The sequence below is a fragment of the Allobosea minatitlanensis genome, assembly GCF_964020775.1.
In genome coordinates this window covers 1,452,447-1,465,706 of sequence record NZ_OZ224509.1, presented here as the reverse complement: position 1 = coordinate 1,465,706, position 13,260 = coordinate 1,452,447, and the positions used below count along the sequence as shown (strand labels likewise).

At 69.3% G+C, this 13,260-nt stretch carries 15 protein-coding genes; 8 read left to right on the top strand and 7 right to left on the bottom strand.

Annotation, left to right across the window (positions count from 1 at the left end):
- Position 1: 1 nt before the first annotated feature.
- Positions 2-637: a pyridoxamine 5'-phosphate oxidase family protein gene (locus ACWH43_RS07215; RefSeq protein WP_158444498.1), complete on the bottom strand. Its 636-nt coding sequence runs from the start codon at positions 635-637 to the stop codon at positions 2-4.
- 217 nt (positions 638-854) lie between these two features.
- On the opposite strand from ACWH43_RS07215, the gene ACWH43_RS07210 reads away from it, so the two are divergent.
- Genes ACWH43_RS07210 through ACWH43_RS07195 form a run of 4 tightly spaced genes read left to right on the top strand, consistent with a single transcriptional unit; the run spans position 855 to position 3,544 of the window.
- Positions 855-1,316: a hypothetical protein gene (locus tag ACWH43_RS07210; RefSeq protein ID WP_158444497.1), complete on the top strand. Its 462-nt coding sequence runs from the start codon at positions 855-857 to the stop codon at positions 1,314-1,316.
- Between the two features lie 10 nt (positions 1,317-1,326).
- Complete coding sequence (locus tag ACWH43_RS07205) at positions 1,327-2,007, top strand: ribonuclease T2 family protein (RefSeq protein WP_158444496.1); 681 nt, start codon at positions 1,327-1,329, stop codon at positions 2,005-2,007.
- Positions 2,008-2,051: 44 nt separating this feature from the next.
- Positions 2,052-2,903 carry a 23S rRNA (adenine(2030)-N(6))-methyltransferase RlmJ gene (locus ACWH43_RS07200; protein WP_158444495.1) on the top strand — a complete coding sequence of 284 codons (852 nt, stop codon included), beginning with the start codon at positions 2,052-2,054 and terminating at the stop codon, positions 2,901-2,903.
- Between the two features lie 35 nt (positions 2,904-2,938).
- On the top strand, positions 2,939-3,544 hold the full coding sequence (locus tag ACWH43_RS07195; protein WP_158444494.1) for a glutathione S-transferase: 606 nt from the start codon (positions 2,939-2,941) through the stop codon (positions 3,542-3,544).
- 204 nt (positions 3,545-3,748) lie between these two features.
- On the opposite strand, the gene ACWH43_RS07190 is transcribed toward ACWH43_RS07195, so the two are convergent.
- A complete protein-coding gene (locus ACWH43_RS07190) occupies positions 3,749-4,399 on the bottom strand; it encodes an outer membrane protein (RefSeq protein WP_260347701.1) in 651 nt (216 codons plus the stop codon).
- Positions 4,400-4,773: 374 nt separating this feature from the next.
- On the opposite strand from ACWH43_RS07190, the gene ACWH43_RS07185 reads away from it, so the two are divergent.
- Positions 4,774-5,589, top strand: coding sequence for a glycosyltransferase family 2 protein (locus tag ACWH43_RS07185; protein WP_158444492.1), 816 nt, complete (start codon positions 4,774-4,776; stop codon positions 5,587-5,589).
- Entirely contained in the window at positions 5,582-6,370 is a 789-nt protein-coding gene (locus ACWH43_RS07180; protein ID WP_158448075.1) for an SDR family oxidoreductase, read from the top strand. Before ACWH43_RS07185 ends, ACWH43_RS07180 begins: the two co-directional genes overlap by 8 nt.
- On the opposite strand, the gene ACWH43_RS07175 is transcribed toward ACWH43_RS07180, so the two are convergent.
- The 5 genes from ACWH43_RS07175 to lgt form a co-directional block, all read right to left on the bottom strand.
- Entirely contained in the window at positions 6,346-6,975 is a 630-nt protein-coding gene (locus tag ACWH43_RS07175) for a 2-hydroxychromene-2-carboxylate isomerase (RefSeq protein ID WP_158448076.1), read from the bottom strand. The two genes, ACWH43_RS07180 and ACWH43_RS07175, sit on opposite strands and share 25 nt — an antisense overlap.
- A 232-nt stretch (positions 6,976-7,207) precedes the next feature.
- Entirely contained in the window at positions 7,208-7,477 is a 270-nt protein-coding gene (locus tag ACWH43_RS07170; protein WP_260347700.1) for a hypothetical protein, read from the bottom strand.
- Between the two features lie 175 nt (positions 7,478-7,652).
- The gene (gene pgeF, locus ACWH43_RS07165) at positions 7,653-8,417 is read right to left on the bottom strand and encodes a peptidoglycan editing factor PgeF (protein ID WP_158444933.1); all 765 of its coding nucleotides are present in this window, start codon (positions 8,415-8,417) and stop codon (positions 7,653-7,655) included.
- Between the two features lie 47 nt (positions 8,418-8,464).
- A complete protein-coding gene (locus ACWH43_RS07160; protein ID WP_260347699.1) occupies positions 8,465-9,553 on the bottom strand; it encodes a class I SAM-dependent methyltransferase in 1,089 nt (362 codons plus the stop codon).
- A complete protein-coding gene (gene lgt / locus ACWH43_RS07155; protein WP_158444934.1) occupies positions 9,550-10,392 on the bottom strand; it encodes a prolipoprotein diacylglyceryl transferase in 843 nt (280 codons plus the stop codon). The genes ACWH43_RS07160 and lgt overlap by 4 nt, the downstream gene beginning before the upstream one ends.
- 197 nt (positions 10,393-10,589) lie before the next feature.
- Between lgt and ACWH43_RS07150 the strand changes: the two genes are divergently transcribed.
- Together ACWH43_RS07150 and uvrC are read left to right on the top strand one after the other, a co-directional pair.
- Positions 10,590-10,982: a RidA family protein gene (locus ACWH43_RS07150; RefSeq protein ID WP_158444935.1), complete on the top strand. Its 393-nt coding sequence runs from the start codon at positions 10,590-10,592 to the stop codon at positions 10,980-10,982.
- A 161-nt stretch (positions 10,983-11,143) separates the two neighbouring features.
- Positions 11,144-13,204 carry an excinuclease ABC subunit UvrC gene (gene uvrC, locus ACWH43_RS07145; protein WP_158444936.1) on the top strand — a complete coding sequence of 687 codons (2,061 nt, stop codon included), beginning with the start codon at positions 11,144-11,146 and terminating at the stop codon, positions 13,202-13,204.
- The last annotated feature ends 56 nt before the right edge of the window (positions 13,205-13,260 follow it).

Genomic DNA, 13,260 nt, shown 5'->3' with positions numbered 1-13,260 from the left:
CTCAATAAAGGCGGCTGCGATAGCCCTCCTCCAGGTTGCGGTCGGCCTCGCCCGCCTCGACCAGCCTGGTCTGCTCGGCGACGATGCGGCCGAGCGTCGGGAAGCTGTGGCGCGGCACCTGCGCCGCGGGGTCCCACAGCTTCGAGCGGATCAGCGCCTTGCCGCAATGGAAATAGGCTTCCTCGACGGAGACCAGGAAGCCGGTCAGCGGCGGCCGCTGCTGCACCGTCGAGGGCTCCAGCAGCGCCGCGTCCCGCGTCACCCGCGCCTTGCCGTTGACCCGCAGCGTCTCGTTGATGCCCGGCACCATGAAGACGATGCCGATCCCGGGCGAGGCGACGACATTGCCGAAGCTGTCGACCCGGTTGTTGCCCCTGCGATCGGGAATGAGCAGGGTGCGATCGTCGAGCACGCGCACGAAGCCGGGGGCGTCGCCGCGCGGGCTCGCATCCACGCCGCCCGCGCCGTCGCTGCTCGCCAGCACCAGGAAGGGCGAAAGCGCGATGAAGTCGCGGCAGAAGTGGTCGAGCCGGTCGAACACCTTGTGCTGCACCACCGGGCTCACGGCGCCGATATGCGCGCGCAGCGTGGCGTCGTCCGCGATGCGGCTCGCCGGGTCGTCGAAGCAATCGTCCATGTGACCTCCTTCGTCGCCGCGACTGTCGCCGATCCGCCGCCGTCCCGCCACCCTGTCCCGTGCCGGTCGCGACCGGCGCCGCGCGCAGGGCCGAACCGGGCCGAAATGCCACAGCCAGCGCCGGGCGACGCCGTGCCGTAACGGCGCGCCTTGACCCCCGGCGGGCGGACCGCCATCGTAAGCGCAACTCGCATTCGCCTTTAAGAGGCCCGATTCCATGCGCCGCGCTTTCATCCGCACCGCCCTCGTCTCGCTCGCCTGCCTGGCCGGCTTCGCCCATGCCGAAGCTGCCGGCCGCCGCCATGTCGCGCCGCCCGACCGCGCCGAGGAACGCATCGTGCCGATGTATGGCGACCTGCCGGGCTGCACCGACCCGGCCGTGCTCTCGGAGCTGACGAGCTGGTTCAATTCGCGCGAATCGACCTATTGGGGGCCGTTGCAGGCGCTCTCCTACGACCGGATCGCGCAGATCGGCTACCGCCCCTGGGGCGACGACATGATCCCGCGCCGCTTCTGCACCGCACGGCTGATGCTGAACAACGGCGTCTATCACCGCGTCGACTACTCGGTCCGGGAGAATCTCGGCCTCTTCGGCATGACCTGGAACGTCAACTGGTGCGTCGCCGGGCTCGATCGCGAGCTTTCCTACGCGCCCGACTGCAAGATGGCCCGCCCCTGAGCCGCGCCCGATGCTCCGGCGCCTGGCCGTCGCGGCCCTGACCTGGCTCTGCCTCGCCGGCCCGTCCCAGGCGCAGGGCTTCGGCTTCGGTTTCGGCCGCGGGGGTGGCGCTCCGGCGGGGAATTTCGATTTCTACGTGCTGGCGCTGTCCTGGTCTCCGGGCTTCTGCGAGCTCGACGGCGACCGCTCGCGCAACCGTGAGCAATGCAACGCCGGCAACGGGCTGGGCTTCGTCGTCCATGGATTGTGGCCGCAATATGAGCGCGGCTATCCGAGCGACTGCTCCTCCGCGAATCGCTCGCCCTCGCGCCTGGCCATGGCGGAGGCCGAAGGCGTCTATCCGAGCCAAGGCCTCGCCCGCTACGAATGGCGCAAGCACGGCACCTGCACCGGCTCCAGCCCCGCCGATTATTTCCGCGACGTTCGCCGCGCCCGCGACAGGGTCGCGATCCCGCCGGCCCTCGCCGGGACCGACGGCGAAAGGAGCTGGACGGTGCTCGATCTCGAACGTGCCTTCGTCGCCGCCAATCCCGGCCTGCGCACCGACATGATGTCGGTCTCATGCCGGCGCGGCATGCTCCAGGAGGTCCGCATCTGCTTCAGCAAGGATCTGCGCGGCTTCCGGAGCTGCCCGGAAGTCGACCGTTCCGGCTGCCGCGCGCGCTCGCTGACCGTCCTCGCCCCACGCTGACGCCGCGCTCGCTCCCGCGGCCGGTTATGGTCTAGAAGCGGCGCATGAACTATCGCCACGGCTTCCACGCCGGAAATTTCGCCGATGTGCTCAAGCACGCCGTGCTCGCGCGCATTCTCCTGCATCTCGACGCCAAGCCGACGCCCTATCGCGCGATCGACACCCATGCCGGGGTCGGGCGCTACGATCTCGGCTCGGAGGAGGCGTCGCGGACCCATGAATGGAAGGACGGCGTGGCGCGCCTCGACCGCTCGCCGCTATCGGCCGCGGCCGAGCCCCTGCTCGCCCCCTATCGCGCCGCGCTCGCCGCCATCCGCTCCGCGTACGGGCCCGATGCCTATCCCGGCTCGCCCTGGTTCTGCCGCCACGCCATGCGGCCCTTCGACCGCCTGATCGCGGCCGAGCTCCACCCGCCGACCTATCGCAGGCTCGCCGAGGTTCTGGCCCGCGATTCGCGCTGCAAGGCCCTGGCGATCGACGGCTGGACGGCATTGCGCGCCAATATCCCGCCCAAGGAACGCCGCGGCCTGGTGCTGATCGACCCTCCCTTCGAGGAGAAGGACGAATTCGCGACGCTGACGGCCCAGTTCGTCGCCGCGCATCGCAAATGGCCGACCGGCATCTACATGCTCTGGTATCCGCTGAAGGACCGGCGCGCCGCCGCGGCGATGGTCGACGATGTGCTCGACGCCGGTATCGGCCGCCTGCTGCGGCTGGAGATCGACGTCGACCGGCCGGAAGCGGCCGGCGGTCTCGGCGCCACCGGGCTGCTGATCGCCAACCCGCCCTGGAAGCTCGCCGAGGAAGCCGAATTGCTGCTGCCCGCCCTGACCGAACGCCTCGCGCAGGGGCAGCGGCCGCGCTATCTATGCGAGCCGATCCGCCCCGACGGCTGATCGTCCTTCCCCTTCCCCTCCGGGAGTTCCCATCGATGCTCGTCCTGCGCTCCTCACCCGCCTCGCCCTTCGGCCGCAAGGTCAAGATCGCGGCCCTCGTCCTCGGGCTGATGGACCGCATCGAGATCGTCGTCGCCGACACGACCGACCCGTCCGAGCCGCTGCGCCAGCAGAATCCGCTGGGCAAGATCCCGGCCCTCGTGCTGGAGGACGGCACGACGCTGTTCGATTCGCGGGTGATCGTCGACTATCTGGACTTCCTCGCCGGCGGCGGAAAGCTCATCCCCGCCGGGCAGGAGCGCTTCGCCCAGCTCCGCCTGCAGGCGCTCGCCGACGGCATCTGCGACGCGGCGCTGCTGCAGGTCTACGAAGCCCGGTTCCGGCCGGAAGAGGGACGCAACGCCGACTGGCTGGCGCATCAGGGCGGAAAGGTTTCGCGCGCGCTCGCCGTGCTGGAGGCCGAGCCGCCGCGCTTCGACGGCGCCCCGCGAATCGGCGAGATCGCGCTCGCCTGCGCGCTCGGCTATCTCGACCTGCGCTTCGCCGGAACCTGGCGGGCAGGCCACCCCCGTCTCGTCGCCTGGCTCGACGATTTCGCGGCGCGAATCCCCGCTTTCGAGAGCACGCGCGTGAAGAGCTGAGGCGCCTGCCGCCGCTCCGCGGAACATCGGCCTGCCGGCGCGCTGTCTCACGCCCTGCCGGCGGGCATCGCCTCCATGCGGAAAGGAAAGCCCGGCGCTCCCGCGAGCGCCGGGCTTTTCTTCACCTTGGCGGAACATGGCCGCCGGCAACAAAAAACCCGGTGGCCGAGGCCACCGGGTCGCTCAAATCCGATGTGGATCGGATCAGAACTTGTAGCTCAGGCGGGCGCGCACGACCGAGAAGTCCGTGCCGACCTTGGTGCCGGCGCCGAGGATGTTCTTCTCGCCGAGGTCGACGTAGAGGTACTCGACGCCCGCGATCAGGTTGTTGGTGACAGCGTATTCGAGACCGCCACCGAGAGCCCAGCCGCCGGTGTGCGAACGGTCGGACGAGTAGCCGATCGACGGGATCGAGGTCTTCACGTTGCCATAGGCCCAACCACCGGTGACGTAGGGCAAGAACCGGTCGAAGGCGACGCCGACGCGAGCGCGGACGGTGCCGAAGTAGTCGGTCTTGACGCCAACCAGACCCAGGTTGTTGCCGCTGGAGAGGTCGGCGCCCTGGATGTCGGCCTCGAGTCCGAGGACGAACTGACCCATCTGGTAGTTGTAGCCGATCTGGCCGCCGCCGACGAAGCCGTCGATGTCACCGACGCTGACGCCGAAGCTGTTGTTCACGTTGCCCCAGCCGTAGCCGGCGTTGGCACCGACGTAGAAACCCGTCCAGGTGAAGACCGGCGGGATATAGACCGGAGCCGCGACCGGGCCCTTGCGCGACGGCAGGTCGGCAGCGGAGGCGGCGCCGGCGGCGATGAGACCGAGAGCGGCAACGCTCGCGAGCAGATACTTCTTCATGACATACTCCTTAGTCGTCGCGGTCACCGGAAAGCCCGGCCGTTGATTTCGATGCTGACTGTATAGAACCAGCCGCCGCCTTTGTCTGTTGCACCGGAAACACATCTGCCTTGCAGACCGCGGCAGAAATGCGGCACGAATGCGATAACTGAACTCAAATAGGTAAAACCGGGTTAACCAGAACCGCGAAAGCCGCCATGGTAAATCGAATACTAATAAAACGCGGGTGGCGCCTGCACGATCACGGAGAACCCGGTGTGGAACGCGATGGCTGCTCCAAGGTTCCTGCCCCGGCCCGAAAAGTTTCGACCTGCGCCTTGCTGCTCTTGTTCAGGCGTGCTTAAGCCTTGGAATTCCAGAGGTTCAATGAGACTGTGCCGCCTCTTTCCGTCTTCATCATCGCGCAGAACGAAGCCGACCGGATCGGCCTGACCATCGCCGCCGCCCGCCCCCTGAGCGACGACATCGTCGTCGTCGATTCCGGCTCGACCGACGGCACGCAGGCCGTGGCGGAAGCCCTGGGCGCGCGCGTGATCTTCAACCCCTGGCCGGGCTACGGCCAGCAGAAGCGCTTCGCCGAGGAGCAGTGCCGCCATGACTGGCTGCTCAACCTCGATGCCGACGAGGTGCTCCCGGCCGATCTCGCCGCCGAGATCGCGGCCCTGTTCGCGGCGGGCGAGCCGGCGGCCGACGCCTACAAGCTGCGCATCGCGGAGATCTTCCCGGGTGAGAAGGCGCCGCATCGCTTCGCCTATACGCTCGCGCCCGTGCGGCTCTACCGCAAGTCGAAGGGGCGCTATTCGCCCTCGCCGGTCCATGACCGCGTCGAGCTGCGGCGCGGGACCCGGGTCGGAAGGCTGAAAGGCACCATCCACCACTTCTCCGTGCGCTCGCTCGGCGAGCAGATGGACAAGCTCAACGCCTATAGCGACGCGCAGGCGGACGATCTCGACGCCCGCGGCGCGACCCTCTCCGCCTTCCGGCTGATCGCCGAGTTCCCGGCGAATTTCGTCAAGGCCTATATCGGCCGCCGCCACGCCCTGCGCGGGCTCTACGGCTTCATGACGGCGATGAACTACGCCTTCTATCGCTATCTGCGCGCCGCCAAGCACTGGGAAAGGCGCCTGCGCCGCGACGCCGGCATCACGCCGGGCGCGGATCCGGCCGGGAAGCGGCCCGACGATGGCTGAGGTCGCGCTGGTGACGGGCGGGGCGCAGCGAATCGGCCGCGCCATCGTCGAGAGGCTGGCCTCCGCCGGCTTCGCCGTGGCGATCCACCACGGCAGCCACCGCGACGAGGCCGAGGCGCTGGCGCAGAGCCTGGCCCGGGCCGGAGCGAAGGCCGCGGTCGTCCAGGCCGATCTGGCGGATGTCGCGGCGGTCGAGGCCCTGCTGCCCGCGGCCGAGGCGGCGCTCGGCCCGGTCACGCTGCTGGTCAACAACGCCGCGACCTTTCTCGTCGACGACGTCCGCGCGCTCGACCCCGGAATCTGGGAGCATCAGTTCGCCGTCAATCTGCGCGCGCCCTCCCTGCTCGCCGGCGCCCTGGCGAATCGCCTGCCGGCGGCGCGCGCCGGAGCGATCGTCAACCTCATCGACCAGCGCGTCTGGAAACTGACCCCGCAATATTATTCCTACACCCTGACCAAGGCCGCCCTGCTCGCCGCCACGACGACGCTCGCCCAGGCGCTGGCGCCGCGCATCCGCGTCAACGGGGTTGGCCCCGGCCCGACCTTCGCCAATCCGCATGACGGCGAGCAACTCCTCGCGCAGGAGGCGGCGGGGACCCTGCTCGGCCACCGCATCGATGTGCGCGAGATCGCCGAGGCGGTGCTCTATCTCGCCCGCGCCCCCTCGGTCACAGGCCAGATGATCGCCGTCGATGCCGGCCAGCATCTCGGCTGGCGCACCCCGGACATCGTCGGGCAGGAGGGGGCGGACGGCGCTCAGGCCGCCCCGTCCGGGCGGTAGGGCGCCCGGCCGCTCGCCAGCGCCGAATCGAGCAGTTCCAGCCGATCCTGTCCCCAGAACACCTCTCCGTCGCGGACATAGCTCGGCGCGCCGAAGACGCCGGCCTCCACCGCTTGCGGGAGGGTCTCGTCATAGCGCCGCCGGACGGACGCGCCATCCGCCTGCGCCAGCAGGGCATCGGCATCGAGCCCCGCGCGCAGGATGCAGGCGCGAATCGCTTCGGGGCTGCGCATGTCCTCCTCGCGCGCCCAGACGCCCGCCATCACATCGGCGATGAAGCCGGCCGGGCTGCGGCCCGCCGCCACGATCGCGAGGGTGACGCGATCCGCCAGCGAGGGGTCGAACGGGAAATGGGCCGGCTCGAGGACGAGCGGCAGTCCCCGCCGCTCGCGCCAGCGCTGCAGCTCGACCAGCCGGTAGCGCTGGCGGACAGGATGCCGCTTCGGCAGCGGCAGGCCGCCGGTCTCGTCGAAGACCGCGCGCAGCGGCATCGGCCGATAGTCGATGCTCATGCCGTGCCGCTGCGCGATCTCGTGGAAGAGCCCGTTGCCGAGATAGGTCCAGGGCGAATGCAGCGAGAAATAATACTGGAGCGAGCGCGGCATGGCGAAACCTGCAGGCGGAGCGGAAGCGGCTCGGGCATCGGCCCGAAAAACGGAAGGGGATTTTCGGGAAAAGCCCATGCAAAATCGAAAAGCCGAGAGCATCGGACTGAATGCGCTATTCAGTCCGATGCTCCAAGCTTCGCAGCACCACCCCGACTTGGGCAACGCCGATGCGCGCAACCCCGCCCTGCGGAAGGCCGGCGGACGGCCGGCCGCCGCAGGGGAGATGCCCTCACGCCGCGCGGTTCTTCACCGCGCCGATGATCGCGGTCAGGATCGCGCCGCCGACGCCGCCGCCGATCAGATTGGTGAGGATGCTGCCCACGCTCAGATTGCCGCCCTGCGCCGCGGCGCTGATCGCCGGAATCACGAGGGGAATCAACTGGCCGAGCACGCCGCCCCCGACCAGGCCGGAAATCGTGTTGCCCAGCGTCCCGAGATCGAAGCTGGGACTGGCCTTGCCGGCCGCATTGCCGCCGATCGCACCGGCGACGAGATTCATCAGGATCTGTTCCAAGGCTGCCCCCGCATCTCACAAGCATCGCCCAGGCTGGCGCGCCGGAGGAAGCGATGCGTTCCGGCCGGCGCGTCGCGAGGATGCGCCCTCTGCCGCGCCACGGCAAGCGGTTGGACCGGCAAGAGCGCGCGTGACCGGCGCGGGGCCGGCCCGATCCGCCTCAGCCGAGCGCGATCGCGGCGATCTGGCGGCCGTAATCCGGCTCGCCGCGATGCGTGGTGCGGCGATAGCTGAAGAAGCGCCTCTCGTCGCCATAGGTGCACAGGCACAGGTCGACGAAGCGGCCGATTCCGGCCTCGCGCGCCTTCAGCGCGATGAAGGCCGGCAGGTCGAACATGGCATGGGCCGGACGCCCGGACGCCGTGAAGAAGCGGGAATAGGTCGCGTTCTCCGCCTTGAAGCGCTCGACGAATTCCGGCCCGACCTCGTAGGCGGCGGCGCTGATGGTCGGCCCCAGCACCGCCAGGATGCGCTCGCGCCTGGCGCCGAGCTTCTCCATCTCCGTCACGGTGGCGCCGAGAACGCCGCCGAAGGCCCCCTTCCAGCCCGCATGCGCCGCGCCGATCACGCGGGCTTCGCTGTCGGCGAAGAGGATCGGCCCGCAATCGGCCGTCGAGACGGCGAGGGCGACGTCCCGGGAAACCGTCACCATCGCGTCGGCCTTCGGCCTGGTGTCCGGCCAGGGGCCGGTGACGAGCGCGACGTCGGGCGAATGGACCTGGTGGACGCTCACGAGCTGGTCCGGCCCGACATGGAGATGCCGCGCCATCCGCGCCCGGTTCTCCCGCACCGCCGCCGGGTCGTCGGCGGAGCCCGGCCCGCCGTTGAGCGAGGCGTAGATGCCGCTCGAGACGCCGCCCTCGCGCGTGAAGAAGGCGTGGCGGATGCCGGGTTCGGCGGCGAGGTCCGGGGAGGTGATGAACATGGCGTGGTCCCGTCTGGCGGGCTCCCGCGCCGGGCGCCCGCGTCTCATCAGGCCTGCTCTGGCACCCGATGAAGGTCAAATCCGGGCAGCGGCGGCAGGGCGGGATGGGATAGCGCCAGAACCTTGAACAAATCGCCCATGCCGGTTTCGCCGGGCGCGACTAGGCGGTCGAAGGCCTCCGAGAGCGCCCGGCGCTGCACCGGATCGGCCTTCCGCGACAGCGCCTGCGCCCGCTGCGCCAGCCCGAGGGCGAGGAGGAAATCGCGCTGCGTCGCCGGCCCGTGCAGCGCCGCGCCGGCCTGCAGCGCCGCCTGCCCGATCCGCTCGAAATCGACATGCACGGTGAGGTCCGCCTCGCCCGGCGCGGCGAGAGGATCGACGAAGGCGTGCCGCTTCATCGCCTGCAGCGTGTCGCCGAAGCCGGAGCGGGTGGAACCGTAATCGATGAACAGCGCGCCGCCGCCTTCGCGCGCGACATGGCGGGCGACCTGCGTGACGATGTCGAGCGCGGCGAAGGGCTGCTCGAAGACGCTGCCGACCGGGGCGGCGATCTTCAGCGAATCCTCCCTGACGAGGGCGAGCCCGAAGGCGAGCCCGCCCTCATCCAGCCCGACGAGCCGCTCATGCCACCCTTCCGCCGTCATGGCGAACTGGTCGAGCGGCAGCGCGTCGAGGAACTCGTTGGCCAGCACGATCGCCGGCCCGTCGAGCGCTGCCGCGAGCGTGTCGTGCCAGATGGCGCCGGCCCCGCGCAGGGCCTGCGCCTGCTTCGCCCGCAGCACCGGGCTGGTCTCGACGAGATGCACCGACAGCGCCGCGTGGAAGCCGGGCACGATCCGCGTCGCGCGCAGCAGATCCGCCATCAGCGTGCCGCGCCCCGGCCCCAGCTCGACGAGCCGGAATCGCGCGGGCGCGCCCATCGCCTGCCAGAGATGCGCGGCCCAGAGCCCGATCAGCTCGCCGAACATCTGGCTGATCTCGGGGGCCGTGGTGAAATCGCCTTCCTGTCCGAAGGGGTCGCGCGTCATGTAGTAGCCGTGGCGGGGATGGCCGAGCGCCAGCGCCATGAAGCGCGAGACGGGCAAGGGCCCCTCGTCGCGGATCAGGCGGACCAGCTCCGCCTCGAGCGGGCTCACGCCGCCGCCTCGCGCCGGCTCCTCAGCACCAGCCAGATGCCGATGAGCAGCACCGGCAGCGAGAGGAGCATGCCCATGGTGATGCCGCCCGAGAGCGCATCGACCGAGGTGCCGAACAGGAAGCCGAGCTGCGGATCGGGCTCGCGGAAGAACTCGCAGACGATCCGCGCCACCGCGTAGCCGATGCCGAAGACGCCCGCGACGAAGCCCGGCCGGCGCAGCCAGCCCGTCCAGACCAGAACGTTCACCAGCGCGAACAGCAGCAGCCCTTCGGAGAAGGCCTCGAAAAGCTGGCTCGGATAGCGCGGCAGCGGCCCGCCGTTCGGGAACATCATCGCCCAGGGGAAATCGGGCGCCGGCCGGCCCCAGAGCTCGCCATTGATGAAGTTCGCGATGCGCCCGAGGAACAGCCCGATCGGCACCACCGCGGCCGCGAGGTCGAACACCGACAGCGCCGGATAACCCCGCCGCCTGGCGAACAGCCACAGGCCGAGCGTCGCGCCGATCAGCCCGCCATGGAAGGACATCCCGCCCTGCCAGATCGCGAGGATGTCCTGCGGCCGCGCGAGATAGCGCGGCAGGTCGTAGAACAGCACGAAGCCGGCGCGGCCGCCGAGCACGACGCCGAAGGCGACGAAGAGCAGCATGTCGTCGAGCTCGACCGGCTGCGGCCGCGGCCGCCCGCTCCAGAGCCGGTCATTGGCCACGAGCAGGCGCGCATACCACCAGCCGCCCAGGAGCCCGACGACATAGGCGAGCCCGTACCATTTGATCGCGAGCGGTCCGAGCTGGACCGCGACGGGGTCGATCATCGGGAACGGAATGGCGAAGACGGGCATAGCTACTCGCGTGCTGAAGTGTGGACGGAGATGGCCACACTCCCGCTATGGGTCAAGCGAAATGGCTCTCCGGCCACCGCGCGGGAAGCAGATCGCGGCCCGCAACGCTTCGGCCACGACCGTAGCGTTCGGCCATGCGCGAGCGTTCTGAGCCGTTACACTGGCCCATGATCATTGCCAGCGCCGTGAGGACCACCATGAAGCGAGAGATCGTCCGTGTCGAACCGCTCTCCGGCTACCTGGAGCACTGGAAGGCGCCGGCCTCCGTCGTCACGCGTCATGGCGGCATGGTCTACGTCTCGGGGCTGCCACCCTTCGATCCCGAAACAGGCGAGGTCGTCGTGGCGCCGATCGAGCGGCAGACCGAGATCGTGCTGGAGCAGTTGAAGCTCTGCCTGGAAACGGCGGGATCGTCGCTCGATGGCGTCCTGAAGTGCAATGTCTACTGCACCTCCGTCGAAGCGTTCGCCCAGGTGAACGCGGTCTATGAGCGCTATTTCCCGAAGGACCCTCCCGCCCGCATTTTCGTCTGCGTCCGCGGCTGGGCAGGACCCATCGATATCGAGATCGACTGCATCGCGACGATGTGAGCGGATCGGCGCGAGCCGGCTTCGTCGAAGCCCGGGCCATTGCGCGTGTCGGAGCCATCGGCAAGTCTTCCTCGCGAGATCGGCATCGGGACAGACGGCCCGGCCAGTTCCCGCGACAGTCCTGACATGACGAAGCCGCCGCGGCATCCTACATGAGCCCCATGAGTCGCGAACGTCAGGACGATCTGCCGCAGGACGAGCTCGAGGACGAGGAGGACACCCTCCCCGCAGCCGAGCCGGCGCTCGATCTCGCGGAGGCGGCGCCGGGCGCGCTCAAGGCCGGCATCGAGGTCATCCAGCAATTCGCCAAGCACCTGCCGAACAGGCCCGGCGTCTACCGGATGTTCGATCGCGCCGGCGAGGTGCTCTATGTCGGCAAGGCCAAGAGCCTGAAGAACCGCGTGACCTCCTATGCCCGCGGCATGGCCCATACCAACGCCGTGGCGCGGATGATCGCCGAGACGGCGAATATGGAGTTCGTCACCACCGGCACCGAGACCGAGGCGCTGCTGCTCGAATCGAACCTGATCAAGCAGCTCAGGCCGCGCTACAACGTGCTGCTGCGCGACGACAAATCGTTCCCCTATATCCTGCTGACCGGCGACCATGACGCCCCCGCGATCCTGAAGCATCGCGGCTCGCGCCAGCGCAAGGGCGATTATTTCGGCCCCTTCGCCTCGGTCTGGGCGGTGAAGCGCACCATCGACGCGCTGCAGAAGGCCTTCCTGATCCGGACCTGCTCGGATTCCTTCTACGAGAACCGCACCCGGCCCTGTCTGCTCTACCAGATCAAGCGCTGCGCCGGCCCCTGCACCGGCGAGATCTCGATCCCCGACTATCAGGCGCTCGCCGGCCAGGCCCGCGACTTCCTCTCCGGCCGCTCCTCGGCGGTGAAGCGGCTGCTCTCCGCCCGGATGCAGGCGGCGGCCGAGGAACTGGAGTTCGAGAAGGCCGCCCGCTATCGCGACCGCCTCGCCGCGCTCTCCGCGGTGCAGGCCGGGCAGGACATCAACACGCAAGGGGTGGAGGAGGCCGACGTCTTCGCCATCGACGAGCAGGCCGGGCATTTCTGCGTTGAGATCTTCTTCTTCCGCAACCACCAGAACTGGGGCAACCGCGCGCTCTTTCCCCGCGCCGACCGCTCGCTGACCCCGGCCGAGGTGCTGGCCTCGGTCGTCGCGCAGTTCTACGACGACAAGCCGCCGCCGCGCCTCGTATTGCTCTCGCATCCGGTCGAGGAGATCGAGCTGATCGGGCAGGCGCTGTCGGCGCGGGCCGGCCGCAAGGTCGAGGTCGCCCATCCCAAGCGCGGCGAGCGCGCCGATTTGATGGCCCATGCCGTCAAGAACGCCCGCGAGGCGCTCGCCCGCAAGCTCGCCGACAATGCCGGCCAGCAATCGCTGCTCGCGGCCCTCGGCGCCGCCTTCGGCATGGAGGCCCCGCCGCGCCGCGTCGAGGTCTACGACAACTCGCATATCATGGGCACGAATGCGGTCGGCGGCATGATCGTCGCGGGGCCGGACGGCTTCGTGAAGAACCAGTACCGCACCTTCAACATCTCGGCCGACACCATCGCCGGCGACGATTTCGGCATGATGCGCGAGGTGCTGACGCGGCGATTCGCGAGGCTGGCGAAGGAGAACGGCCTTTCCTCCGGCCCTCATCCCGAAAGTTCGCCACAAGACTCCAGCCCTCGTCCCGAGCAGGATGAGGGCTCGCTTGGGACAGGCCGCAAAGCGTCGAAGCCGCGGCGGGACGAGGACGGATTCCCCTCCCGTCCCGATCTCGTCATCGTCGACGGCGGCAAGGGCCAGTTCACCGCCGCGCTCAAGATCATGAAGGAGCTCGGCGCCGCCGACATCCCGCTCGTCGCCATCGCCAAGGGGGAGGATCGCAACGCCATGCGCGAGACCTTCCACATGGAGGGCCGCGAGCCCTTCAAGCTGCAGCCGCGCGATCCCGCCCTCTATTTCATCCAGCGCCTGCGCGACGAGGCGCACCGCTTCGCCATCGGCACGCACCGGGCCAGGCGCAAGCGCGAGACCATGAAGAACCCGCTCGACGAGATCCCCGGCATCGGCCCCTCGCGGAAGCGCGCGCTGCTTCTGCATTTCGGCACGGTGAAGGCGATCCAGCGCGCCAAGCTCGACGATCTGATGCGAACGCCCGGCGTGAATGCGGCCACGGCCAAGGCCGTGCACGATTTCTTTCACGATGCCTGATAGTTCTGCCACATTCACGGTCTTGCGTGTTGACGCTGCGGTGACCCGATTGCTTT

Excerpts from the sequence above, each read along its gene's own strand:
- ACWH43_RS07190 (WP_260347701.1), bottom strand. The coding sequence starts at position 4,399 with ATGAAGAAGTATCTGCTCGCGAGCGTTGCCGCTCTCGGTCTCATCGCC.
- ACWH43_RS07215 (WP_158444498.1), bottom strand. The coding sequence starts at position 637 with ATGGACGATTGCTTCGACGACCCGGCGAGCCGCATCGCGGACGACGCC.
- ACWH43_RS07195 (WP_158444494.1), top strand. The coding sequence starts at position 2,939 with ATGCTCGTCCTGCGCTCCTCACCCGCCTCGCCCTTCGGCCGCAAGGTC.
- pgeF (WP_158444933.1), bottom strand. The coding sequence starts at position 8,417 with ATGTTCATCACCTCCCCGGACCTCGCCGCCGAACCCGGCATCCGCCAC.
- ACWH43_RS07200 (WP_158444495.1), top strand. The coding sequence starts at position 2,052 with ATGAACTATCGCCACGGCTTCCACGCCGGAAATTTCGCCGATGTGCTC.
- ACWH43_RS07205 (WP_158444496.1), top strand. The coding sequence starts at position 1,327 with ATGCTCCGGCGCCTGGCCGTCGCGGCCCTGACCTGGCTCTGCCTCGCC.
- ACWH43_RS07210 (WP_158444497.1), top strand. The coding sequence starts at position 855 with ATGCGCCGCGCTTTCATCCGCACCGCCCTCGTCTCGCTCGCCTGCCTG.
- lgt (WP_158444934.1), bottom strand. The coding sequence starts at position 10,392 with ATGCCCGTCTTCGCCATTCCGTTCCCGATGATCGACCCCGTCGCGGTC.
- ACWH43_RS07150 (WP_158444935.1), top strand. The coding sequence starts at position 10,590 with ATGAAGCGAGAGATCGTCCGTGTCGAACCGCTCTCCGGCTACCTGGAG.
- ACWH43_RS07180 (WP_158448075.1), top strand. The coding sequence starts at position 5,582 with ATGGCTGAGGTCGCGCTGGTGACGGGCGGGGCGCAGCGAATCGGCCGC.
- uvrC (WP_158444936.1), top strand. The coding sequence starts at position 11,144 with ATGAGTCGCGAACGTCAGGACGATCTGCCGCAGGACGAGCTCGAGGAC.
- ACWH43_RS07175 (WP_158448076.1), bottom strand. The coding sequence starts at position 6,975 with ATGCCGCGCTCGCTCCAGTATTATTTCTCGCTGCATTCGCCCTGGACC.
- ACWH43_RS07170 (WP_260347700.1), bottom strand. The coding sequence starts at position 7,477 with ATGAATCTCGTCGCCGGTGCGATCGGCGGCAATGCGGCCGGCAAGGCC.